A 22,196-nucleotide genomic window follows, 5' to 3' on the forward strand; every position below is an offset into this window, starting at 1 on the left:
GGCAGCGAGAACACCACGATCCGCTCGGCATGATGCCGAAGGATCTCGATACGTTCCCGCCGAGTCATTCACCGTCATTCCCTGTCACCCCCTGTCACGCACCATCACCATCGCACCGTCGATGACGGTCGGGTTCGCAGCCCACCGAGAGGACCCCAACATGAGCGCACACGCTTCCCGCCAACAAGCAATCGAATCGATCACCGACCGGTCGCCCGTCTCCACCACGACCGGGGGTCCGCTCAGCGAGATCTGGGCCTGCGACGTGTTCGACCTCGCGACGATGGAAGAGTGCCTCTCCAAGAGCGCGTTCAAGGAGATGAAGAAGGCCGTCCAGACCGGCGCCCCGCTCGACCCGGCCACGGCCGACATCGTGGCCGCAGCGATGAAGGACTGGGCGTTGGGCAAGGGTGTCAAGTTCTTCTCCCACATCTTCTTCCCGATGACCAACATCACCGCCGAGAAGCACGACGGGTTCATCGTCACCAACCCGGAAGGCAAGGCGATCACCGAGTTCACCGGCAGCTTGCTGATCAAGGGAGAGCCCGACGGGTCGTCGTTCCCGAACGGCAGCTTGCGGATGACCAACGCCGCCCGCGGCTACACCGCTTGGGACCCATCGAGCCCCGCGTACGTGATGAACACCGCCAACGGCTCCACGCTGATGATCCCCAGCGTGTTCTTCTCCTGGACGGGTGAGGCGCTCGACAAGAAGATCCCGCTCCTGCGATCGAACGCCGCGATGAACACCGCTGCGCAACGGGTGTTGGCGTTGCTGGGCGAAACCGAGATCGACACGCTCAACTCGAGCTGCGGCGCCGAGCAGGAGTACTTCCTGGTCGACTCCCACTTCGCCAACCTTCGTCCCGACCTCCTCCTGGCTGGTCGGACCCTGTTCGGAGCCCCATCGCCCAAAGGTCAAGAGTTCGACGACCACTACTTCGGGGCGATTCCCGAGCGCGTCCAGGTGTTCATGCAGGACTTCGAAGACACGCTCTACCGCCTCGGCATTCCCGCGAAGACCCACCACAACGAGGTCGCACCGGGCCAGTTCGAGATCGCGCCCTACTTCGAAGCGGCCAACGTGGCAGCCGACCACCAGCAGTTGATGATGACCATCATGAAGTCGACGGCCAAGAAGCACGGCTTCACCTGCCTGCTGCACGAGAAGCCATTCGCCGGCGTCAACGGCTCGGGCAAGCACGTCAACTGGTCGGTCGGCAACTCGACGCAAGGCAACCTGCTCGATCCCGGCACCACTCCCCACGACAACCTCAACTTCCTCGTGTTCTGCGGCGCCGTCATCCGCGGGGTCCATCTGTACGGACCGCTGCTGCGCGCGGTCATCGCGTCGGCCGCGAACGATCACCGGCTCGGGGCCAACGAAGCGCCACCGGCGATCTTGTCGGTGTACCTCGGCGATCAGCTCGAGGCCGTGTTCGAGGACATCCGTGCGGGCAAGGTCGCCACCTCCAGCGACGGCGGGATGATGGAGCTCGGCCTGTCGCAGATTCTGCCGTTCACACGCGATCCCGGCGACCGCAACCGCACGTCCCCGTTCGCTTTCACCGGGAACCGATTCGAGTTCCGCGCCGTCGGCTCGTCACAATCGGTGTCGGGTCCGCTCGTCGCGATGAACACGATGCTCGCCGACTCCCTCAGCTGGATCGCCGACCGCCTCGAAACGGAGTTCGCCGGAGGAGCGTCGCAGATCGATGCGGTGTCGACGGTGCTCCAAGAACTCATGGAACTGCACGGAAACGTCATCTTCGGCGGCGACGGCTACTCCGAGGAGTGGCATCGCATCGCCGTCGAAGAGCGCGGCCTGCGCAACATTCCCACGACGGCCGACGCGCTGCCGGCCTTTCTCGACGACTCGATCATCTCGCTGTTCGAGCGCACCGAGGTGCTCTCACCGGTCGAGCTGGAGAGCCGCTACGAGGTGTATGCCGAGCAGTACATCCTGTCGATCTCGGTCGAGGCCAAGCTCTGTGTCGAACTCGCCACCACCGTGATCTACCCCGCCGCGATGGCATACGCCTCCGAACTCGCCGCCGGCATGAACGCTGCGGCCGCATTGGGCGTCGAGGTCGATCCGGGTCCGGTGGGCGAACTCTCCGCTGGGTGCACCGCGCTCCTCGCGGCCGTCGCCGAGCTGCGATCGGGTCTCGACGTCCACGACTTCGAGACGACGGAGGCGCACATGAAGTTCTGCGCCGACACCATCCGGCAGCTGATGGACGCCGTGCGCACCCACGCCGACGCACTCGAGACCCAGGTGGCCGACGCCGCCTGGCCGCTCCCCAAGTACCGCGAGATGCTGTTCATCAAGTAGGCGATCCACCGCTGCCATCCACCGCGGCGAGTATTTCGGCAACCAAGTCGGCAGGACCAGGGAGCGCCGCGGGTCGGAGCGCGTCCGCGAGTTGCCCCGGTACGTTCTGGTCGTGAGTGAATGGCAGGTGGAGCACAGCACCGGAGCTGCGCACGACTTCCACCATCGCGATCTCTCGTCGGTCGATCGGCCGAGCGTCTGGGTGCATCGGGTCGAGCGGCCGGCCCTCGTACTCGGCAGTTCGCAGCGCGCCGACATCGTCGACAGGGTCGAAGCCGACCGGCTGGGCATCGAGGTCTGTCAGCGGCGCAGCGGCGGGGGTCTCGTGCTCGTCGACCCGTCGGCGAGTTGTTGGGTCGACGTGCTGATCCCACCCTCGAGCCCGCGGTGGGACGACGACGTCAACCGCGCGTTCCACGGGGTCGGCGACGTCTGGCTGCGCGCACTCGAGTCGCTCGGCGTGCCGGGATTGTCGATGCACACCGGTTCGCTCGTCGACGCTGAGGCTGGCCGATTCCTCTGCTTCGCCGGGCTGGGTCCGGGTGAGATCGTGCAAGCCACACCGGCGGGACCCTCGAAAGTCGTCGGGCTGTCGCAACGCCGCCAGCGCAACATCGCGCGTTTCCAAGGGTTGTTCGTCGCGCACACCGACCTCGCCCTCACCACCTCACTCGTGGACCCCGGGGCGATCCCCCACGCGTTCGATTCGTCGCTGCTCCGTATCGGGCTCGACCGGCCGCCCGATCCCGATCAGGTAGCCGACGCCGTCGTTCGAGTGCTCTGCGACGACCTGTCCTGAGCTCGCGATCCTTCGACAACGAGCCCGGTTCGACGGTTTGTTATCGTCCGGCGCACACCAGACGAGGGGAAGACTGCAATGGGAGCATTGGACGGGCGCGTCGCCTGCATCACCGGTGGCACACGCGGGATCGGTCGGGCAACGGCCGAGGCCTTCTTGCGAGAGGGCGCCAAGGTCGTGGTCAACGGCCGAGATCCCGAGAAGGGCGCTCAGGCGCTCGCCGAGATGAACGGCGGCGACGACGTGTTCTTTCTCGCCGGCGACGTCAAGACCCGAGAGGGCTGCGAGGCGATCGTCAACGGCACCGTCGACCACTTCGGCAAGATCGACATCTTGTTCGCGAACGCGGGCGGCGCGTCGAACCACGCGCCCGTCGCCGACCTGACCGACGAAGCGATGCAGGACTCGCTCGTGTGGAACTTCTGGCACACGTTCTGGACCATGCAGACGGCGCTCAAGTACATGATCCCGCAGCAATCCGGACGCATCATCACGATGAGCTCCGTCGAAGGCAAGGTCGGCAAGCCCGGCCTGTCGATCTACGTCGCCGCGAAGCACGCGATCAACGGCCTCACCAAGTCGGCAGCGCAAGAGGTCGGCACGCTCGGCATCACGGTCAACTCGGTCTGCCCGGGTGCCATCGAGACCGACATCATGATGGCCGAAGGACCCGCAGCGGCAGCGTCGATGGGCCTCGACTACGAGGGACTGCTGGGCATGTTCGCTCAGGAATCCGCCATCAAGCGTCTCAACGAGACCAGTGACGTCGCCGAAGTGTGCGTGCTGCTGGCGTCCGACGCCGGTGCCGGCATCACCGGCTCGATGATCTCGATCGACGGCGGCACCTCGCCGTACTGATACGCCCGCACCGACATCAGCAACGCGACGCAGGAACGAACGAAGGAGACAACGATGGGAAAGCTCGATGGAAAGGTCGCCTGCATCACCGGCGGCACACGATCGATCGGACGAGCGATGGCCGACGCCTTCGTCGCCGAAGGAGGCAAGGTCGTGGTCAACGGCCGCAATGCCGAGAAGGGCGCCGAATGCCTCGCCGAGATGGGAGCCGGCGACAACGCGGACTTCTACGGTGGCGACGCGTCGAAGCAGGAGACGGTGGAAGGCTTGATCGACTTCACGATCGAGCGCTACGGGCAGCTCGACATCTGCTGCCTCAACTCCGGTGGCGTGCTCAACACCGCGCCGGTCGCGCAGATGACCGACGAGGAGTGGAAGCTCGAGATCGACTGGAACCTCAACCACGTCTTCTGGGGGATGCGCCGAGCACTGCAGCACATGATCCCCCGCGAGAGCGGCCGTGTCATCGTGACCTCGTCGGTCGAGGGCAAACTCGGCAAGCCCGGCATCCCCGGCTACGCCACCACGAAGCACGCCGTCAACGGCCTCGTCAAGGCGGCCGCACAAGAGGTCGGGACGCTCGGCGTCACCGTCAACGCGATCCTGCCGGGGCTCATCGAGACCGACATCGTGCGCGAAACCGGACCCGACTCGGCGATCGCGATGGGCCTCGGCGGCTACGACGACCTGATCACGATGTTCTCGGCGGAGTCGGCGATCAAGCGACCGAACACCGTCGAAGAAGTCGCCGCCGTCGCCGTGTTCCTCGCCTCCGACGCCGCTCGCAACATGACCGGCAACATGTTCCCCGTCGACGGCGGGACGATGCCGTACTGATGGTGGAACTCGAGACGATCACGTATCGGGTCGACAACGGCGTCGCCCACGTCCGCTTCAACCGGCCCGAGGGCGCCAACGCCGTCAACCCGCAGTTCTCACGCGACCTGCGTGACGTGATGGTCGAGATCGAGTTCGACGATGCGGTCAAGGCCGCGTCGTTCACCGCGGAGGGCAAGGTGTTCTGCGCCGGTGGCGACCTCAAGCTGTTCGCCGAGGCCGGTACCGGCGTCGCCCGTCTGGCTGCCGACATGCTCGTCGATTTCCACGGTGCGATCTACAAGATGAATCGGCTCCCCAAGCCGTTCGTCGCGGGCGTCCGAGGGGCGGCAGGCGGCGCAGGCTTGTCGCTGATGGCCGCGTTCGACCTGGTCGTCTCCGCGGAGTCGGCGAAGTACACGATGGCGTACACGAACGCGGGCGTCACCCCCGACGGCACGTCCTCGTACTTCCTGAGCCGACACATCGGTCTGCGGCGCATGCTCGACCTCACGCTCACCAACCGCGTGCTCGATGCAGCGACCGCCGAGTCGTGGGGCCTCGTGAATCGGGTCGTGCCCGACGACGACGTCGACACCGAGACCGCCGCGCTCGCGCAACGCCTCGCCGATGGCCCGGCCTGGGCGCTCGGCCACGCCAAGCGCGTCGTGTACGAAGGAGCCGACCGAGCGCTCGAATCGGCCGGCGAGTTCGAGTCGGCCACGATCGCTGCGTCGATGGGCACCCACGATGGACTCGAGGGCATCGCCGCCTTCGCCGGCAAGCGCCGCCCGTCCTTCGAAGGCCGCTGACCCGTCGACCGCGTCGCCGCCCTGCGACCCGTCACTCAGGGAAGCCGGGAACGCCGCCATCCAGTTGGACGCCGGCGCTGTTCAGGAAACCTGAAACGAGCCGGTAGAACCCGGCCACGATCAGCAACTCGATCAGCTCCTCGTCCGACCAGCGGGTCGACAGCGCAGCCCACGTCGAGTCACTCACACAATCGTCAGCGTGCAGATCGTCGGCGAGTGCGATCAGCGCCGCGTCGTCGTCAGACCAGTTGCCGCCGTCGCGAGTGAGCGCCGAGATCTCTTCGTCGGTCAAGCCGACGTCCTTGCCGATCACGGTGTGCTGACCGAACTCGTACTGCGCTTGGGCGTTCCACCCGACGCGCAGGATCACGATCTCGCGTTCGCGTGCCGGGAGTAGCCCCTTGTTGAGGATGAACCCGCCCATCAGGTTGAACCGTTTGAGCAGCTTCGGATGACGCCCGAGCACGCCGAAGATGTTGAGGGGGCGACCATCGTGCGTGAGCGCGCCCGAGAGGATCTCGGCCAGCTCGCCGTCCGCCTCCGAGAGATCGACCGGCTCGATGCGCGGGCTCCCAGGCCGTGGGCCTGCGGGTCGGGGTGCGGTCATGGCAGCGAGATGATCGTCACGGCGCCCGTCGACCCGTCGATCTCGATCTCGGCGCCGTCTGGAATCCTGGTGGTAGCGTCGATCACCGACACGGCACATGGGATGCCGAGCTCACGACACACGATCGCTGCGTGACTCGCCACGGCGCCGACGTTGACCACGACGCCTTCGGCTGCGAGGAACAGCGGGACCCACGACGGGTCGGTCGTGGGGGCGACCATGATGTCTCCCGGCTCGATCGCTCCGGGATCGGACGGGTCGAGCACGATGCGGGCGATGCCCCGCACGACGCCGGGCGAGCCGGCAGCCCCCTGGAGCACGTCGCCGGCATCGGCTCTCGACGCGTTGCTCGTGCCGCGCACCGGCCACTGCGAAATCGGTGGGACCGGCCTGTCCGGACCGACGATGTAGGGCGGGTCGACCGTCGCCAGGTGATCGAAGACGGCGCGCCGCCGCGAAATCGTCTCGGTCATCGACGCCGGATCGGCGAGGAAGCCGTCGAGCTCCTCGTCGAGCAGCATGAACACGTCCTGCACCCGGTCGATCGCGCCCGCATCGACCATGCGCGTGCCGAGTTCCCAGAGCGCCAATTTGCCCTCGTGGATCAGCTTGATGCAGGCGTTCTTCCCCATCTCGCGCATGGCGAAAAACAGCGCAGCGGCACCGATGCCGGCCTGGAGACCACTATGTGCTTCGGGGTCACCCTCCACGACGGCCAGCAGCTCAGCGGTCAGCGCCTCGCGCTCTTCACGACCTCGACGGTGTGCTTGGGTCGGCGCCTTCGCGTCGCCCTGGTTGCGCATGCGCTCCAGCATCCCGAGTGCCAAGGTCGGCCTCGTCGTCCACGAGTTGGCGTGGAGGTCCCATTCGTTGGGACCGCGGTGGCCGTAGGTCGCGATCAACTCGTTCCACTCGTCGAGGAACGCCGCTGCATCGGCGTCGCTCGACTGCCCGATCCGCTCGATCACGTCGTCGACACCGGCATCGAAGGCGGCCGTCAACTCCGGCGAGTTCCGAATGGTGCGGCTCAGCGACCACATCGCCAACGACGCGTCGGCCGACTCGACGCCACCGACCGCCGTCAGCAGCTTGATCGCATCGTCGCCGCGACCGATGGCCGTGCAGATCGCCTGCACGGCACCCGGCCCGAGCGACGCCGCGAGCGCCGACTGGCAATAGGCGTGCCACGCCTCTTCGAGTACCGGGCCGGCCACGTCTCGGGCTCGGGCGACCAATTCGTCGTTGGTGGCGCTCGACAGATCGGGACGAGCGCCAACCGTGTCGGACGCCAACTGCGAGGCAGCGAGCTGCTGCGGAAAGTCGGACGTGCTCATCACCCATCCCATCCGCTCGGCGAGCTTGACGCTCTGGTCCTCGTTCTCGTCGTCGGGATGCGCCATGTACGGCGGCACGCCGGGATGATCACCGAAGTAGGCGTGGTCCATGCCCTCGACGCTGGCGCCGGGCATGCGTACGCCCATCACGCGCGGCAGCGAGAGCTGGTTGTAGAAGTAGCCACCCCAGTTGCCGAATACCTCCGGCGGGTCGAGCGCGAACTCGGTGGGCTCGACGACCCCGAACGACACGAACCCCTGGGCCACGCCCGGGATGCAACCCTTCATCCAAGCCAGGCTCCAGCCGAGCGGGCTGAACGGTTCCGGGCCGACCTCGTCGGCGTTCGCCCTCGTGTAATACGGGAAGCGGGTACTGATCTGCGTGTCGCTGATCCAGCTGTCTGGCACGTTGGCACTTTCCATGAGCGGGGAACCTAAATCGTCCGAACGCCCGATCTCGGATCGGAGCAGGGTCAGCGACTAGGAAGGCACCATGATCGATCTGAGCGGCAAGGTGTTCGTGGTGACCGGCGGCAACGGTGGCATCGGGCTCGGCATGGCGGAAGGCATCGTCATGTCCGGTGGCGCGGTGTCGATCTGGGGTCGCAATGCGGAGAAGAACGCTGCGGCGGTCGAGACGCTGGAAGGACTCGGCGGCACGGCGTCCGCGTTCGTGTGCGACGTCAGCGACGAGTCCGCTGTCGTCGACACGATGCGCCAGACCGTCGACGGCCACGGCCGCATCGACGGCTTGTTCGCCAACGCCGGGCGAGGCGGCACGGGCACCCCGTTCCTCGACCTGACGCTCGCGGAATGGCGCGCCGTGATGGACGTCAATCTGGACGGTGTGTTCATCACGCTGCGCGAGGCGGCCAGGCAACTCGTGGCCCAGGGCGATGGCGGCAGTCTCGTCGCCGTGTCGTCCACGTCGGCCATCCACGGCGCCGCCGGCAACGAGGCGTACGGCACGGCCAAGACGGCGCTCAACGGGCTCGTCCGCGCACTCGCCGTCGGCCTGGCTCGTCACCGCATCCGGGTCAACTCGCTGCTGCCGGGCTGGACGATCACCGAACTCGCCTCGGGTGGCTACGAGAGCGACGTGTTCCGGACGGCGACGATCAAGCGCACCCCGGTACGTCGGTGGGCCGAGCCGAGCGAGTTCCGGGAAGTCGGGGCGTTCCTCGCGGATCCGAGTCAGACCTACCACACCGGCCAGGAGATCTGCGTCGACGGCGGCTACACCATCTTCTGACCCTCGCTGCCGACCCCACGCCAGCGCGGCGAAAGGTCATGGTGCCTGGCACCATGACCTTTCACCATGACCTTTGGGGTCAGGGGAGGCGTTGGAGGAAGTCGACGACCGAGTCGTTGAAGGCGTCGTTGGCGTCGCCGGCGACCATGTGGCCGGCTCCTGCGACATCTGCGAACTCGGCATCGGGGGCGAGTTCGAGGAACCGTTTGGCCCCCTCCTCCGAGAGGAGATCGCTCTGACGGCCGCGCACGAGCAGGGTCGGGATGTCGAGTGCTCGCGCCGCGTCCTCGAGCGCTTCGGCGCGCTTGTCGAACTCGATGATCCGCGTCTCGTCGGTCTCGGAGTGCGGACCCCACATGAACGCCGGATCCCAGTGCCAGTACCACCGCCCGTCGTCACGCAGGCGAACGTTCTTGCGCAGGCCGTCGAGGTTCGTCGGGCGCGGCCGGTGCGGGTTGTAGGCGGCCACGGCGTCGGCGACCTCGTCGAGCGACCCGAACCCGGTGTGCATGTGTTCGTGCATGAACGAGCGGATCCGATCGACGCCTGCCGGCTCGATGTTGGGCGCCACGTCGACGAGCACCAGGGCCCGCGCGATCTGTTCGGGCCGGCTGTGATGCACTGCCATCAGCGACGAGGTGCCGCCGAGCGACGCCCCGACGAGCACCGGACGGTCGAACTGACGGGCGATGGCGGCGACGTCGCCCGGAAAGACACCCGCGCTGTAGTCGCCGCCGGGTGACCAGTCGCTGTCGCCATGTCCTCGCAGGTCGACCGACGCCACCTGGAATCCGCGACCGGACAGATCGCGCAGCGCGCTCCCCCACGAATGTCGGGTCTGCCCGCCGCCATGGAACAACAGCACGGCCGGGTCGTTCGGATCGCCGGCGATGTCGGCGCTGAGTTCGACACCGCCGACCGCCTGAAGCCGCACCGTCTCGATCAAGAGGTCACTCCGCGACCGGTGAGCACGTCTTTGCTGATGATCGTCTTCATGATCTCGCTGGTGCCGCCATAGATCGTGCAGACACGGGCGTCGGCGAACGCTCGGCCGACCGGGTACTCCGTGGTGTAGCCGTACCCACCGAACAACTGCAGGCACTTGTCGATGCATCGATTCTGCATCTCGGTCCCCCACAGCTTCGACATCGCCGCAACGGCCGGCGACAGCTCCCCGGCGTTCAACTTCATCACGCACTCGTCGATGAACGGGCGGGTCACCTCGACTTCGGTGGCGACCTCGGCGAGCACGAACTTCGTGTTCTGGAACGACGCGATCGGCTTGCCGAACGCGTGCCGCTCGTTGACGTAGTCGACGGTCCAGTCGAGCACCGCCTGCGCTGCCGCGAGTCCGTACAGGCCGATCGACAGGCGCTCCTGGGCGAGGTTGAAGCTGAGGTACTCGAACGCCTTGCCTTCTTCGCCGAGCAGATTGGTCACCGGAACTCGCACGTCGGAGAAGAACAACTCCGCCGTGTCGGCCGAGTGCTGGCCGATCTTGTCGAGGTTGCGCCCGCGTTCGAAACCCGGCATCCCACGCTCGACCACCAACAGCGACATCGCGTTCGCGCCCGCCTTCGGATCACCGGTCTTGCAGGCGACGATCACGAGGTCGGAGTTGATCCCGTTGGTGATGAACGTCTTGGCCCCGTTGAGCACGAACTCGTCGCCGTCACGAACCGCGGACGTGCCGATCGACTGCAGGTCGGACCCCGTACCCGGCTCGGTCATCGCGATCGCCGTGATCAACTCACCCGACGCGATGCCGTGCAGCCAGCGCTGCCGCTGCTCCTCGGTGCAGTACTCGATGAAGTACGGGGTCGTGATGTCGTTGTGCAGCATCATCCCGAGGCCGCCGCCGCCGATCCCGGCCCGAGCGATCTCCTCGTTCAGCACCGCGTTGAAGCGAAAGTCCTTGACGCCGCCCCCGCCGTACTCCTCCGGAATCGCCATCCCGATGAAGCCGTGCTTGCCGGCCTCCACGTAGACACCGCGGTCCATGATCCCCTCGCGCTCCCAGCGCTCGACATGGGGCACCATCTCGCTTTCCACGAACGCCCGAAAACTGTCACGGAAGAGTTCGTGCTCTTCGTCATAGATCGTCATGGGCACAGCATGTCAACTGGATCGGTTCGGCAACCAACTGGCGAACACGACTACCTTCGCCGACGTGATCATCTACGGCGTCGTCAACGCCAGCCCCGACTCACTCGCCGACGATTCGATCGCCACCACGCCGGAAGCGGCCGTGGATCGTGCTCGATCACTTCTTGCCGACGGCGCCGATGCGATCGACCTCGGCGGCCAAGGATCGACCGACAAGGCGACGGTCGTCGGGTGGGAAGACGAATGGGCGCGAGTCGAGCATCTCCTCCCCGCGCTGGCCGATCTCGGCGTCGACATCTCGATCGACTCGTGGCGACCCGAGGTCGTGCAACGGTCGCTCGATGCTGGCGCCTCCGTCATCAACGCGGCCGATGGCATGCAATCGGACGAGATGTGGAAGGTCGCTGCCGAGTACGACGTGCCGATCGTCGTGCCGTTCCTGTCGGGCCCGAACCCTCGTGAAATGGACCACGTCCGCACCGATCCGGTCGAGGTGATGCTCGACTTCTTCGAGGCGCGCCTCGCCGACGCCGACCGATTCGGATTGCGTCACCGTTGCATCGTCGACCCAGGTACGGGCTTCGCTCCGTCGAACTGGGCGTGGGACGACCGATTCGTCTACCAGAAGCGGGTCTACAGCAATCTCGACGCACTCCGCCGATTCGGATTGCCGATCTACATCGCGCTGCCATGGAAGGAAACCGCGCAGCACGACGAGCTGCTCGAGATCGTCGTGCGCCAACGACCCGAGTACGGCCGAGCGCACTACCCGGAGAAGATCCGACGGTTCGAAGCGGCCGCCCGGCTCGAACTCGACGGCGGTGCCACCAACACCACGACTCAGGCGTAGCCGGGATCGACGACGACGTCGGGACTGTCGAGCCCATCGTCGATCAGGTGCACGCGTGCTCCGATCGGGTGCAGCCCGTCGGCGCGTTGTTCGAACCAGCGACCTTCGAGATTGTCGAGTCGCTCCCAGCTCTCGCCGTCCTGTCGTTCGAGCGCGTTGATCACGCCGCCGTGCGACACGACGAGCAACGTCTCGCCGAGATGCAACTCGCGCAGACGGGCCATCGCGACCATCGCCCGTTCGACGATGTCACCGTCGGGCTCGTAGCCAGGCGGCCGTCGACCCTCGGCGAGATAGCCCGGATACTCCTGCTCGATCTCGATGCGCGTGAGTCCTTCCCACTCGCCGGCGTGGCGTTCGGCGAGTGCACCGACCGCTGGAGCGAGCCTCACGCCGAGCGCCTCGGCGAGGATCTCCCCCGTTCGCCGCGCCCGTCGCAGGTCCGACGTGATCACCGAGTCGAAAGGCCCGAGGCGCGCCGCGGTCGCCGCGGCGCGCTGCGCCTGGGATTCGCCGTGTTCGGTGAGCGGCGGATCGGCCTGCCCCTGCCAGCGTCCGACCGCGTTCCACGTCGACTCCCCATGTCGGATCAGGAGCATCCGTACGCTCATCGTCGAGACGTTCCTCGACTCAACCCGAGGCTCTGCAGCGACGGGCGCGACGCGAGATTGAGCGGCACTTCCGACCCGTCGGCGCGGCGAAGTACGTCACCGGACTCGCCCGCCACACCCGCTCGGCCGAGCATGGTGCCCATCACCTCGGCGGCCTGGACCGACAGCGACTGGAGCGTTCGATGGCGGTGCAGACGATCGCCGAGATCGACCTGCGCGATCGACTCGGCACCGAACCGTCGGGCGATGTCGATCAACAACCCCATCTCGACGCCCCAGCCCTGCACGAAGTCGACCTGTTCGAGCACCGACCGTCGACCGGCGTACTCGCCGGACAGCGGCTGGGCGAGGCCCGTGAGCGCCGGAAAGTAACGCGACATCAGCGGCCGCGCGACCAGCTCGGTGGTGCGACCGCCGCCGCCGTACTTGGTCGGGCGGTGATACAGCGCCTTCACCATCGCCACCGACTCGTCATCGAGTAGCGGGCCGAGCAACTTCATCACCCAGTCGGGTTCGAAACTGGTGACATCGCCGTCGCACCACACGATGAAGTCGCCGTGGCTCACCAGCAGCGACGCCCACAGCACGTTGCCCTTGCCGTGGCCGATGCCATGCTCTGCGTGGACATCGTCGATCGACACGACGCGTGCGCCGGCATGTGCAGCGACGCGTGCGGTGTCGTCGGTGCTGCGGTCGTCGACGACGATCAACTCGTCGACGAGGCCGGTCTTCTCGATGAGCTCGGTTCGGATCACACTGATGAGCGGTCCGACCGTGGCCGCCTCGTCGCGGCACGGCAGACACACCGAGACGGTGCGATCGGCTTTGGCGGCAAGCAGCGCGGCGACGTCGTCGTCACTCAACGCGTCGGGAACCTCGAACGTGCGGGTGCCGGTCACGGCTCAGTCCGTCGACAGCAGCCCGCGTGGGTAGACCCCGCCGGGTTCGAGTTCGTCGTCCCAACCTTGCGGGCACAGCTCGGGAGCGATGTCGGCCAGCGGGGCGAGCACGAATCGGCGTTCGCCATAGCGGGGATGCGGAATCGTGAGGTCTTCGCTCGACATCTCGACACCCTCGAACAGCACGATGTCGACGTCGAGTGTGCGCGGCCCCCACCGCACGACCCGCTGGCGCATCGCCTCGGCCTCGATCCGCTGGCACCGGCGTAGCAGCGCGAACGGGTCGAGCGAGGTCTCGACCTCCACCACCATGTTCAGGTAGGGACCCTGGTCGTCGGGCCCGCCGACCGGGTCGGTCTCGTACACCTGTGACATCGCCGTCACGTTGCCGAGGCTCGCCACGCCGAAACGCAGGTAGCTCTCTCGATCGCCGAGATTGGAGCCGAGGGCGATGAACGCCCGATGCGCAGTGTGCGGCGGCACGGCCGCTTCGGCGCGGGTGCGCCGGATTCGCACGGCAGTGTCTTGCGCGTCGAGAGCGAGCGGCGGACGCAGCTTGGTCAGCTTGACGTCGACGGCTTCGACCCGGTCGAAGGCGAGCACGACGTCGGCGATGCGTGCGACGAGCCGCTCCAGCAACACGTCTTTGGATTCGACCACGACGGCCAGGACGTTGTCGGCGACCAGCCCATAGTTGACGGTGTCGCCGAGTTCGTCGGAGACGCCTGCATCATGCAGGTCGACCTCGAACGACAGGTCGATCTGGAGTGGTTGAGCGATCTCGCGCTCATGGGGCAGGGCGCCGACGACGGTCACTGCGCGCAGCCCGTTGATCTCGATCCGATCGCTCATGTCCGGAACCCTAGGGTGACCCGACGGCGGTTTGCGTAACTGCGACCTCCTCGCATCTGGAATTTCTTCTCGACGCCTCGCCCATCGACTGGTCGAGCCCATCGACTGGTCGAGCCCATTCGGTTCGATACACACTCGCGCGACACAATGGCGAGATGAGCGAGAACTCCGAACCTGCTGTCCTCACCGAGCGCCGCGGGCGCGTCCTCTTGATCACGCTGAACCGACCCGACGCGATGAACGCGATCAACGGTGCGTTGTCGAGCGGGCTCGTCGCAGCAGTCGAGGAACTCGATGGCGATCCGGGTCTGACAGCGGGTGTGCTCACCGGAGCCGGACGCGGATTCTGCTCGGGAATGGACCTCAAGGCGTTCTCTCGCGGCGAGGACATCGGCCCGATGATGACCTTCATCCGCCACGGCTCCGCCAAGCCGTTGATCGGCGCGATCGAAGGTTTCGCGCTCGCCGGTGGCCTCGAACTCGCGTTGGCGTGCGACCTGCTGGTCGCGGCCAAGGGCGTCAAACTCGGTATTCCCGAGGCCGGGGTCGGCCTGTTCGCCGCTGGCGGCGGACTCCTTCGCTTGCCGAGCCGAGTCGGATACGGCAAGGCGATGGAGATGGCCTTGACGGCGGATCCGATCACCGCCGAGGAAGCGTTCGACTACGGCCTCGTCGCCCGCATCACCGAGAAGGGCGACGCCGTCGCGGGAGCGATCGAACTCGCGGAACGCATCGCCAAGAACGCTCCGCTGGCCGTCGCCGCATCGAAGCGTCTCATCCAGGCAACGCAGGGTGCCACCGACGACGAGTTCTACGAGATCCAGAATCCGCTCATGGGCCAGGTGTTCGGCTCGAACGACGCGGCCGAAGGACCCCGCGCGTTCGCAGAAAAGCGCGCCCCGGAGTGGACCGGCTCCTGACCGACGACGCAGCAGGTCAGGCGAGGGACTGACCCGCCGTTGGCGCGTCGTCGCGGTTCTCCCACACGATCAGCGACGCGTAGTTGTCGACGGTCGGGTTCGGCATGTAGTCGGCGAGCACGCCGCGCACCTCGAACCCGTTCTCGAGCTGGAACGACAGTGTGCGGTCGTACAGCTCGCCCGCAGCAACCTTCGCCACGTACTCCGCCGCCGACATCGCGTGCTTGTGACCCGCGAAACCGGGAATCACGCCACCCGCGACGATGCCGCGCAGACCCAGATCACGACAGACCTGTTTGCGGATCTCGTACAACTCCGCGCCGATGCCATGTCGACGGTGATCGGGGCGCACGACGAGGGTCATCCCGTAGTACCAGTCACCGTCGGGCACGTGGCCGGTGCCGCCTCCGTTCGCTTCGAGCAGGCTGAGCATGGTGTGTTGCGGCTGGTCGAAATCGAAGAACGTCCGCACGCCGAACCCGGTGGCGATCGGCACGTCGCGCTCGCCGAGGCCGACAAAACACCCATGCGGGAACTCGCGGGCGAGATCGAGGATGTCTTGGCGACCGAACAGGTTGTCAGGGCCGGTGTTGGGGAACGCCTGGCCTTCGAGCTCGACGACCATGTCCGCCCAGACAGCGTCGAGGTGGAAGTAGCGCAGGCCGGAACGTGCTCCGATCACGACCGGCGGCGTCGGCGGGGTCGGTAGTACCTCAGGGATTCGCAGCGGCATCGCGACACGCTGGTAGTCGTTGTCGATCGGTGGCCCCCAACACGACCAGAACCCGTCGGTCTTCGGCCGCATCACCGCCGCGCCGCTCGACTCGATGTGCAGCGGTTCGCTCGCGACCTGGCAGATCGCCGACGACTCGCGAGTCATGGCAAAAAGCCGCTCGTTGTCGACGTCACCCTCGGCGAGGAGCTGAGTCGCCATCGCCAATCGTTTCGTCGACGACTCGTTGAGCAGCGGCGCCCGCTGCGCCTGCACGGCCGTCGCAGCCGGATCGACCGTATGGTTGGTGTGCACGATCACGTTTCCGGCGAGCGTGGTCACCGGGCGTACCGATGGCATCGCCTCGACGTTGTAGCCGACGTCGTGGCGGTCGTAGATGAGGTAGTTGTGTGCCCCCGCGAGATCGGCATCGAGCAACACGCGAAGGGCTTCGTCCGCCGTCGAGGTCTTGAGCATGCCGCGAACGACCGACGTCCACGCGACCCCGCGGGTGCCATCGATGCCGCTGAGGTTGTTGATGCCGACGCATACGCCATCGGTGTTCATGCCGATCTGGCCGAGGCAGCCGGTGGTCGTGAACACGTTGAACGCCGGCGCGTCGGTGGGACGGGCTCGGTGCAAGAAGACGTGTTCGGTCGCCGAGTCGTGCATGTCCCACGTCTGCGCGAGGTAGCCGGCGCCGCCCGCTCGATGGTCGGGAACGATCACGGCAGTGCAGTCGTCCTCGATCAACGTCGTCGGAATGGGACCCCCTGAGACCGCTCGGACCGTGTCGACGAAGTCGGTGAACCCGCCGACGATGATCGCCTCGGCGATCGAGATGCCCGCCGCTTCTGCCATCGCCGCCATCTCGACGAAGAGATCGAGATCGAACGCTTCGTGGGCCGGGATCATCGACTCGGCGATCTCGATCACGTCGGCACGGCTGATCGGCCCGCCGCTCCACGCTCCAGACGTGACGAGTTCGACGCGGTCGGCAGCGTAGATGCGGATCTCCTCGGCGAACGCCGAGCCGTGGGCCGCTCCGATGCGTTCCGGGGAACCCGAAGTGTCGAGGATGCGAATCGGCGGGCGTCTCATGGTCTGGCAACGATATATCGTGCCGTCGATGGTCTCTTCACCATTACGCCGTGAGCCCGACCGTGAGCCCGACCGTGAGCCCGACCCGTCAGCCAGCAAGCCCGACCCGTCCGGCGTCGGCGAGGCGACCACGACGGCGTTGTGGATCGACCAGCTCGGCACCATCGACGCACGTCCGCCCCTGCCCGGCGACCTCGATGCCGACATCGCGATCGTCGGCGGTGGATTCAGCGGCCTGTGGACCGCGTACTACCTCGCGGAGCTGCAGCCCGATGCCCGCATCGTCGTGCTCGAACAGCACGTGTGCGGCTACGGAGCGTCTGGGCGCAACGGAGGCTGGGCGATCGGGGAACTGGCCGGGGCCGCGTCCAAGTACGCCAAGCTGTCGTCACCGCAGGCCGCGCTCCGGCTCGAGCGAGCGGCGTTCGCCTCCGTCGACGAGATCGGCCGGGTCGCCGCTGCCGAAGGCATCGAGTGCGGATTCCATCGCGGCGGCAACATCCGCCTCGCCCGCACCACGCCGCAAGCCGATCGCCAGCGCGCCGAGATCGAATCCGCTCGAGCACACGGACACGGCGATGACGTGATTCGCCTGCTCGATCCCGATGAGGCTCGCACCCACTTCGCTGCGACCGACGTCCGCTCCGGGATCTTCTTCGCTCCGTGCGCATCGCTCGATCCAGCACGACTCGTGCGCGGACTCGCGCGCGCCGCTGAGCAGCGAGGCGTCACGATCCACGAAGGCACCACGGTTCGATCGATCGAACCCGGACGGGTCGAGACCGACCACGGCACCGTCCGCGCCGCGGTGACGGTGGGCGCCCTCGAGGCCTACACCCGAGATCTGCAGGGCGCCCGCCGCGACCTGCTTCCCGTCTACTCGCTGATGGTCGCGACGGAGCCGCTCCCCGCCTCGGTCTTCGACGAGATCGGCCTCCACGACCGACCGACGTTCGCCGACGACAGGTACATGGTGATCTACGGCCAGCGGACCGACGACAATCGCATCGCATTCGGTGGACGTGGGGTCCCCTACCTGTTCGGCTCGAAGATCGATCGTGCAACCGAACTCCACGAGCCATCGCACCGCCTGATCCGTGACACCTTGGTCGAGCTCGCTCCCGTCCTGCGCGACGCGCGCATCACCCATCGTTGGGGCGGCGTGCTCGGCATCCCGCGCAACTGGCTCCCCTCCGTTCGCTTCGACCGCGCGAGCGGCGCCGGCACGCTCGGCGGCTACGTCGGTGAAGGCGTCGCAGCGGCCAACCTCGCGGGTCGTACCCTCGCCGAGGTCATCGCCGGCGTCGAGACCGAACGCACCGATCTGCCGTGGGTCGGGGCCTCGGCGCGGCGGTGGGAACCCGAGCCGTTCCGGTGGCTCGGCGTGCGCGCGAGTCGTCGCATCCTGATCGCCGCCGACGACCGCGAAGCGGCACGCGATCGCGAGGCGAAAGTGGCCACCTGGGTCGCCGGGCTGCTGCGCGGCGATTGACACTGCGCTCGCGCATCCGCTGTGGAATGATCAGCAAATGACTGCGCTGCTGCATCCCTTCGCCGATCCGGCGAAGCCCGAAGAAGGTTTCATCAAGATCGTTCGGGCCAAGGGCACGACCCTGTGGGACGAGCACGGCAAGTCGTATCTCGATGCGATGGGCAGCCTCTGGTACTGCCAGGTCGGCCACGGCAACCAGGAGATGATCGACGCGATCAGCTCCCAACTCGGAGCGCTCGACACGCACCACATCTTCGACCCGTTCACCCACCAGCCCGCCATCGACGTCGCGGAGGCGATCGCCTCCAAGTGCCCGATGCCCGACGGGCGCGTCTTCCTCGGCAGCTCCGGCTCCGAAGCGGTCGATACCGCCCTGAAGCTGATGCGGCAGTACCACCGCCTGCGCGGCGACCACGATCGCCAGATCATCGTGCGGCGCACCCGCGGCTATCACGGCACGAACTGGGGCGGCACCACCGCTCAGGGCATCGAACTCAACCGCGAGGGATGGGGCGACCTGGTCCCGCACTTCATCGAGGTCGATCCCGACGACATCGAAGACGCGGCACGAGTGTTCGCCGAGCACGGCGAGCGCATCGCCGGTGTCATCACCGAACCGGTCCAGGGTGCGGGCGGCGTGTTCCCACCGATGGACGGCTACCTCGAAGGACTCCGCAAGCTGACGCAGCAGCACGGCACGTTGTTGTGCTTCGACGAGGTCATCAGCGGGTTCGGCCGAACCGGCTCGTGGTTCGCGTCCCAGACCTACGGCGTCACCCCCGACCTGATCACGTTCGCCAAGGGCGTCACCTCCGGCTACCAGCCGCTGTCGGGCGTCATCGTCGGTCGTGACGTCGCCGACGTGTACGAGTCCGCCGACGCGATGCTGCGGACGGGCTACACCTACTCCGGGCACCCCGCGTCGTGTGCCGCCGGGGTCACCAACATCGGGATCATCGAGCGTGACGGCCTCGTCGAGCGCGCCTCGCACATCGGTCGACGGTTCGACGAGGCGTTCTCGGCGCTCACCGCCGACGGGGTGCTCGCCGGTCACCGCGGCGTCGGCGCCGTTCGTGCGGCCCAGGTGCACGACGACGCGATCGGCGTCCGCCAGCGCATGCTCGAGCACGGCGTCGTCGTCCGACCCATCGGCGACGTGTTGTCGTTCTGTCCGCCGCTCACGACGAGCGATGCGGAGATCGACACCATGGTCGAAGTGATGGTCGCTTCGATCCAGGCCTGAGTCGCTCCACTACGTTCGGAGCATGGAGCTCCGACACGACGTCCTCGACGTCGACACCCCCGATGGCCCGATGGCCATCCTCGTGACGCAGCCGGCCGACGACGGCCCGTACCCCACCGTCGTCATCTTCCACGACGCGCCCGCGATCCGACAGGCGATCCGCGACTTCATGGCCAAACTGGCCGGTGAGGGATACCGGGTGGCGACGCCCGACCTGTACCACCGCGCCGGACGGATGATCGGCTTCGAACCCGATGCGGTCGCCGCCGATCCGTCGCTGCGCGACCAGATGGTGACGCTGCTCTACTCGCTCACCGACGATGGCATCCAACGTGACCTCGACGCCACGCTCGGCGCGCTCGACCTCGCCGACGACGAACTCCTCGGCACGATCGGGTTCTGCCTCGGCGCCCGCGCCGTGGTGCGCACGCTGACGCGGCTGCCCGACCGGTTCGGCGCAGGCGCGACATGGCATCCCTCGTTCCTCGCCGACGACGGTGACGACTCGCCACACCTCACGGCTGCCGACATCGCCCGCCCGCTCTACATCGGCATCGGTACCGCCGACCAGGTCCAGTCGATCGCGATGCATCAGCCGTTCTTCGATGCCGTCGAACCGCTCGAACACGTCGAGGTCGAGATCTTCGACGGTGCCGACCACGGCTTCACCTGGCCCGGCTACGCCACCTACCACCAGGTCGCGTCCGACACGTGTTTCGCCAAGACCACCGCGCTCTTCGCGCGACACCTGAGCGCCGGGCGCTGACGTGGGCCCCGAACTCATCGAGAAGATCAAGGCCGACATGGCCTACGAGTTCGCACGAACCGCACCGCCAGACGGGTTCCCTGCGTTCCACGACATCTCGACCGAACGCCACATCAGCGACGAGTTCTACGAACTCGAACAGGCGCACCTGTGGCCCAAGACCTGGGTGCTGGCCGGCCGCAGCGAAGACGTCCCGAACCCCGGCGACTACGTCACCTTCGACGACCTCGGCGTCCCGATCCTCATCGTGCGCGGCACCGACGGCGAGATCAACGGGTACTACAACACGTGCCAACATCGCGGCGCGCCGGTCGTGCGCGACCCTCGGGGTTCGTCACGACGGCTGCGATGCCAATACCACTCCTGGACCTACGACATCGACGACGGGGCGCTCGTCTCGGTGCCCGACGAACGCGACTTCGTCGATCTCGACTGGCAGGAGCGCTGCCTTCCTCGTGTCAGGTGCGAGACCTTGGGCGGCTTCGTGTTCGTCAATCGCGACCTCGATGCGTCTCCCCTCATCGATTGGCTCGGCACCGCCGCCGACATGTTCACGCCGTTCCAGACCTCGACGTTGCGAGAGGTCTACCGCGAGTCGCGCATCGTGCCGTGCAACTGGAAGGTCACCGCGGAGGCGTTCCTCGAGGTGTACCACTTCCGCCACATCCACTCCCACGACGGTGTGAGCGTGCTCGACAACCGTGGCGCCGCGATGGGTCTGTACCCCAACGGGCACAGCCGGATGATCACCCCGTACTCGAAACAGAACCTCGAGCGGTCGGGTCTGGCCTCATGGGACGACTGGCGCCACCTCAACCACGGTCAACTCGGCGCGATCGACACCGTGCCCGCGATGGTCGACTGCACGAGTACGGCGATCAGCCTGTTCCCCAACGCGATCATCCCGCTGGGGTCGTACGGGTTTCCGATCAACCTGTTCTGGCCGATCGACAAGCGCACGACACGGCTCGACTGGATCTACTACGCCGTTCCGCCCGAGGGACAGGACCGTTTCGACCCGAGCGACCTCCCCGATCACTGGAGCGCCCGGCGCGCCGTCTACAACCAGATCATGGCCGAAGACGAGATGAACATGGCGCCGATGCAACGGTCCATGGAGTCGCCGGCGCTGACGGGCATCCCGATCAACTATCAGGAGCGACGGATCTGGCATCTCCACGAGGAGATCGATCGAGTGATCGGCCCCGACCGCATTCCGGAACGGATGCGCATGCAACAACTGCTCGACCCCTACGTCGAACGCTGACGCTCACACGACCGGCGCGCCTCGACGCTCGCAGAGCGCGTCTCGATCTCGCACTGCGCACGTCTCGAACGACCGAGGCAGGCGCCGTGGTGCTGCGTCTCAGTGATGCATCGCGTTGTTGTCGAGCACCCGACGAGCAACGACCGGGAGCATCTTCACCGCGATCTGCGGTGCTTCCTCGAGCACGTTGTCGAACGAGCGGCTGTCGATGTGGAGCACCCGCACCGCATCCTTGGCTGCGACGGTCGCGTTACGCGGACGATCGGCCAGCAGGCCCATCTCACCGGCGAACCCACCGGCACCGATGGTCGCGATCTCGGTGTCGCCGAGCTGCACCGACAAGGTCCCATCGAGCACGATCACCATCTCGCGCGCCGAACTGCCGGCGCGCATCAGCTTGTCGCCGGCCTTGAACGACAGCTCGGTGACTGCTGCACCCACGACGTCGAGGTCGTGATCGTCGAGATCCGCGAACAGCGGAACGGCTCGCAGGTAATCGTGATACGTGTTCCGTGACATGGAACACACCCTACAGAACCCCAGGTCACCGACGTGCCCTCGGAG

At 66.8% G+C, this 22,196-nt stretch carries 21 protein-coding genes; 12 read left to right on the forward strand and 9 right to left on the reverse strand.

The window, feature by feature from the left end; translation table 11 throughout:
* The first annotated feature begins 160 nt into the window (after positions 1–160).
* The 5 genes from ACE37B_RS19215 (at position 161) to ACE37B_RS19235 (ending at position 5,620) form a co-directional block, all read left to right on the forward strand.
* On the forward strand, positions 161–2,335 hold the full coding sequence (locus ACE37B_RS19215; RefSeq protein WP_409924945.1) for a glutamine synthetase III: 2,175 nt from the start codon (positions 161–163) through the stop codon (positions 2,333–2,335).
* A 112-nt stretch (positions 2,336–2,447) separates the two neighbouring features.
* Positions 2,448–3,134, forward strand: coding sequence for a lipoyl protein ligase domain-containing protein (locus ACE37B_RS19220; protein ID WP_409924946.1), 687 nt, complete (start codon positions 2,448–2,450; stop codon positions 3,132–3,134).
* 78 nt (positions 3,135–3,212) lie between these two features.
* The gene (locus ACE37B_RS19225) at positions 3,213–3,992 is read left to right on the forward strand and encodes an SDR family NAD(P)-dependent oxidoreductase (protein WP_409924947.1); all 780 of its coding nucleotides are present in this window, start codon (positions 3,213–3,215) and stop codon (positions 3,990–3,992) included.
* Positions 3,993–4,046: 54 nt separating this feature from the next.
* Positions 4,047–4,829, forward strand: coding sequence for an SDR family NAD(P)-dependent oxidoreductase (locus tag ACE37B_RS19230; RefSeq protein WP_409924948.1), 783 nt, complete (start codon positions 4,047–4,049; stop codon positions 4,827–4,829).
* Complete coding sequence (locus tag ACE37B_RS19235; RefSeq protein WP_409924949.1) at positions 4,829–5,620, forward strand: enoyl-CoA hydratase/isomerase family protein; 792 nt, start codon at positions 4,829–4,831, stop codon at positions 5,618–5,620. Before ACE37B_RS19230 ends, ACE37B_RS19235 begins: the two co-directional genes overlap by 1 nt.
* A 31-nt stretch (positions 5,621–5,651) precedes the next feature.
* Here the strand turns inward: ACE37B_RS19235 and ACE37B_RS19240 are convergent, their stop codons facing one another.
* Positions 5,652–6,227, reverse strand: coding sequence for a carboxymuconolactone decarboxylase family protein (locus tag ACE37B_RS19240; RefSeq protein WP_409924950.1), 576 nt, complete (start codon positions 6,225–6,227; stop codon positions 5,652–5,654).
* Positions 6,224–7,969 (reverse strand): PEP-utilizing enzyme, encoded by a 1,746-nt coding sequence (locus tag ACE37B_RS19245; RefSeq protein WP_409924951.1) that lies wholly within the window; start codon positions 7,967–7,969, stop codon positions 6,224–6,226. The genes ACE37B_RS19240 and ACE37B_RS19245 overlap by 4 nt, the downstream gene beginning before the upstream one ends.
* An 85-nt stretch (positions 7,970–8,054) precedes the next feature.
* Between ACE37B_RS19245 and ACE37B_RS19250 the strand changes: the two genes are divergently transcribed.
* Positions 8,055–8,813, forward strand: a complete 759-nt coding sequence (locus ACE37B_RS19250) for an SDR family NAD(P)-dependent oxidoreductase (protein ID WP_409924952.1) — start codon at positions 8,055–8,057, stop codon at positions 8,811–8,813.
* A gap of 79 nt (positions 8,814–8,892) precedes the next feature.
* Here the strand turns inward: ACE37B_RS19250 and ACE37B_RS19255 are convergent, their stop codons facing one another.
* Positions 8,893–9,756 carry an alpha/beta fold hydrolase gene (locus tag ACE37B_RS19255; protein ID WP_409924985.1) on the reverse strand — a complete coding sequence of 288 codons (864 nt, stop codon included), beginning with the start codon at positions 9,754–9,756 and terminating at the stop codon, positions 8,893–8,895.
* On the reverse strand, positions 9,756–10,919 hold the full coding sequence (locus tag ACE37B_RS19260) for an acyl-CoA dehydrogenase family protein (RefSeq protein WP_409924953.1): 1,164 nt from the start codon (positions 10,917–10,919) through the stop codon (positions 9,756–9,758). The genes ACE37B_RS19255 and ACE37B_RS19260 overlap by 1 nt, the downstream gene beginning before the upstream one ends.
* On the opposite strand from ACE37B_RS19260, the gene ACE37B_RS19265 reads away from it, so the two are divergent.
* Positions 10,918–11,769, forward strand: coding sequence for a dihydropteroate synthase (locus ACE37B_RS19265; protein ID WP_409924954.1), 852 nt, complete (start codon positions 10,918–10,920; stop codon positions 11,767–11,769). The two genes, ACE37B_RS19260 and ACE37B_RS19265, sit on opposite strands and share 2 nt — an antisense overlap.
* Here ACE37B_RS19265 and ACE37B_RS19270 read toward each other — a convergent pair.
* Genes ACE37B_RS19270 through folK form a run of 3 tightly spaced genes read right to left on the reverse strand, consistent with a single transcriptional unit; the run spans position 11,760 to position 14,131 of the window.
* Positions 11,760–12,380, reverse strand: coding sequence for a histidine phosphatase family protein (locus ACE37B_RS19270; protein WP_409924955.1), 621 nt, complete (start codon positions 12,378–12,380; stop codon positions 11,760–11,762). The genes ACE37B_RS19265 and ACE37B_RS19270 overlap by 10 nt on opposite strands.
* Positions 12,377–13,279: a glucosyl-3-phosphoglycerate synthase gene (locus ACE37B_RS19275; RefSeq protein WP_409924956.1), complete on the reverse strand. Its 903-nt coding sequence runs from the start codon at positions 13,277–13,279 to the stop codon at positions 12,377–12,379. Before ACE37B_RS19275 ends, ACE37B_RS19270 begins: the two co-directional genes overlap by 4 nt.
* Positions 13,280–13,282: 3 nt before the next feature.
* Positions 13,283–14,131 carry a 2-amino-4-hydroxy-6-hydroxymethyldihydropteridine diphosphokinase gene (gene folK / locus ACE37B_RS19280; protein ID WP_409924957.1) on the reverse strand — a complete coding sequence of 283 codons (849 nt, stop codon included), beginning with the start codon at positions 14,129–14,131 and terminating at the stop codon, positions 13,283–13,285.
* 155 nt (positions 14,132–14,286) lie between these two features.
* On the opposite strand from folK, the gene ACE37B_RS19285 reads away from it, so the two are divergent.
* The gene (locus tag ACE37B_RS19285; RefSeq protein WP_409924958.1) at positions 14,287–15,051 is read left to right on the forward strand and encodes a crotonase/enoyl-CoA hydratase family protein; all 765 of its coding nucleotides are present in this window, start codon (positions 14,287–14,289) and stop codon (positions 15,049–15,051) included.
* Between the two features lie 16 nt (positions 15,052–15,067).
* Here ACE37B_RS19285 and ACE37B_RS19290 read toward each other — a convergent pair whose 3' ends face one another.
* Positions 15,068–16,864, reverse strand: coding sequence for a C45 family autoproteolytic acyltransferase/hydolase (locus ACE37B_RS19290; RefSeq protein ID WP_409924959.1), 1,797 nt, complete (start codon positions 16,862–16,864; stop codon positions 15,068–15,070).
* A 28-nt stretch (positions 16,865–16,892) separates the two neighbouring features.
* Here ACE37B_RS19290 and ACE37B_RS19295 point away from each other — a divergent pair, with 28 nt between their 5' ends.
* From ACE37B_RS19295 to ACE37B_RS19310, 4 genes are read left to right on the forward strand one after another with little or no spacing between them, the layout of a single operon-like run.
* Complete coding sequence (locus ACE37B_RS19295) at positions 16,893–18,356, forward strand: NAD(P)/FAD-dependent oxidoreductase (protein ID WP_409924960.1); 1,464 nt, start codon at positions 16,893–16,895, stop codon at positions 18,354–18,356.
* A 37-nt stretch (positions 18,357–18,393) separates the two neighbouring features.
* Positions 18,394–19,599, forward strand: a complete 1,206-nt coding sequence (locus ACE37B_RS19300) for an aspartate aminotransferase family protein (RefSeq protein ID WP_409924961.1) — start codon at positions 18,394–18,396, stop codon at positions 19,597–19,599.
* Between the two features lie 22 nt (positions 19,600–19,621).
* Positions 19,622–20,365 (forward strand): dienelactone hydrolase family protein, encoded by a 744-nt coding sequence (locus ACE37B_RS19305; protein ID WP_409924962.1) that lies wholly within the window; start codon positions 19,622–19,624, stop codon positions 20,363–20,365.
* Position 20,366: 1 nt separating this feature from the next.
* Entirely contained in the window at positions 20,367–21,632 is a 1,266-nt protein-coding gene (locus ACE37B_RS19310; protein ID WP_409924963.1) for an SRPBCC family protein, read from the forward strand.
* Between the two features lie 99 nt (positions 21,633–21,731).
* Here ACE37B_RS19310 and ACE37B_RS19315 read toward each other — a convergent pair whose 3' ends face one another.
* Positions 21,732–22,151 (reverse strand): cyclic nucleotide-binding domain-containing protein, encoded by a 420-nt coding sequence (locus ACE37B_RS19315; protein WP_409924964.1) that lies wholly within the window; start codon positions 22,149–22,151, stop codon positions 21,732–21,734.
* Positions 22,152–22,196: the final 45 nt, after the last annotated feature.

This window comes from Ilumatobacter sp., assembly GCF_046290335.1.
Classification (GTDB): Bacteria; Actinomycetota; Acidimicrobiia; order Acidimicrobiales; family Ilumatobacteraceae; genus Ilumatobacter_A.

Excerpts from the sequence above, each read along its gene's own strand:
- ACE37B_RS19215 (WP_409924945.1), top strand. The coding sequence starts at position 161 with ATGAGCGCACACGCTTCCCGCCAACAAGCAATCGAATCGATCACCGAC.
- ACE37B_RS19225 (WP_409924947.1), top strand. The coding sequence starts at position 3,213 with ATGGGAGCATTGGACGGGCGCGTCGCCTGCATCACCGGTGGCACACGC.
- ACE37B_RS19230 (WP_409924948.1), top strand. The coding sequence starts at position 4,047 with ATGGGAAAGCTCGATGGAAAGGTCGCCTGCATCACCGGCGGCACACGA.
- ACE37B_RS19235 (WP_409924949.1), top strand. The coding sequence starts at position 4,829 with ATGGTGGAACTCGAGACGATCACGTATCGGGTCGACAACGGCGTCGCC.
- ACE37B_RS19240 (WP_409924950.1), bottom strand. The coding sequence starts at position 6,227 with ATGACCGCACCCCGACCCGCAGGCCCACGGCCTGGGAGCCCGCGCATC.
- ACE37B_RS19250 (WP_409924952.1), top strand. The coding sequence starts at position 8,055 with ATGATCGATCTGAGCGGCAAGGTGTTCGTGGTGACCGGCGGCAACGGT.
- ACE37B_RS19265 (WP_409924954.1), top strand. The coding sequence starts at position 10,918 with ATGGGCACAGCATGTCAACTGGATCGGTTCGGCAACCAACTGGCGAAC.
- ACE37B_RS19260 (WP_409924953.1), bottom strand. The coding sequence starts at position 10,919 with ATGACGATCTATGACGAAGAGCACGAACTCTTCCGTGACAGTTTTCGG.
- ACE37B_RS19270 (WP_409924955.1), bottom strand. The coding sequence starts at position 12,380 with ATGAGCGTACGGATGCTCCTGATCCGACATGGGGAGTCGACGTGGAAC.
- folK (WP_409924957.1), bottom strand. The coding sequence starts at position 14,131 with ATGAGCGATCGGATCGAGATCAACGGGCTGCGCGCAGTGACCGTCGTC.
- ACE37B_RS19285 (WP_409924958.1), top strand. The coding sequence starts at position 14,287 with ATGAGCGAGAACTCCGAACCTGCTGTCCTCACCGAGCGCCGCGGGCGC.
- ACE37B_RS19290 (WP_409924959.1), bottom strand. The coding sequence starts at position 16,864 with ATGAGACGCCCGCCGATTCGCATCCTCGACACTTCGGGTTCCCCGGAA.
- ACE37B_RS19295 (WP_409924960.1), top strand. The coding sequence starts at position 16,893 with ATGGTCTCTTCACCATTACGCCGTGAGCCCGACCGTGAGCCCGACCGT.
- ACE37B_RS19300 (WP_409924961.1), top strand. The coding sequence starts at position 18,394 with ATGACTGCGCTGCTGCATCCCTTCGCCGATCCGGCGAAGCCCGAAGAA.
- ACE37B_RS19305 (WP_409924962.1), top strand. The coding sequence starts at position 19,622 with ATGGAGCTCCGACACGACGTCCTCGACGTCGACACCCCCGATGGCCCG.
- ACE37B_RS19315 (WP_409924964.1), bottom strand. The coding sequence starts at position 22,151 with ATGTCACGGAACACGTATCACGATTACCTGCGAGCCGTTCCGCTGTTC.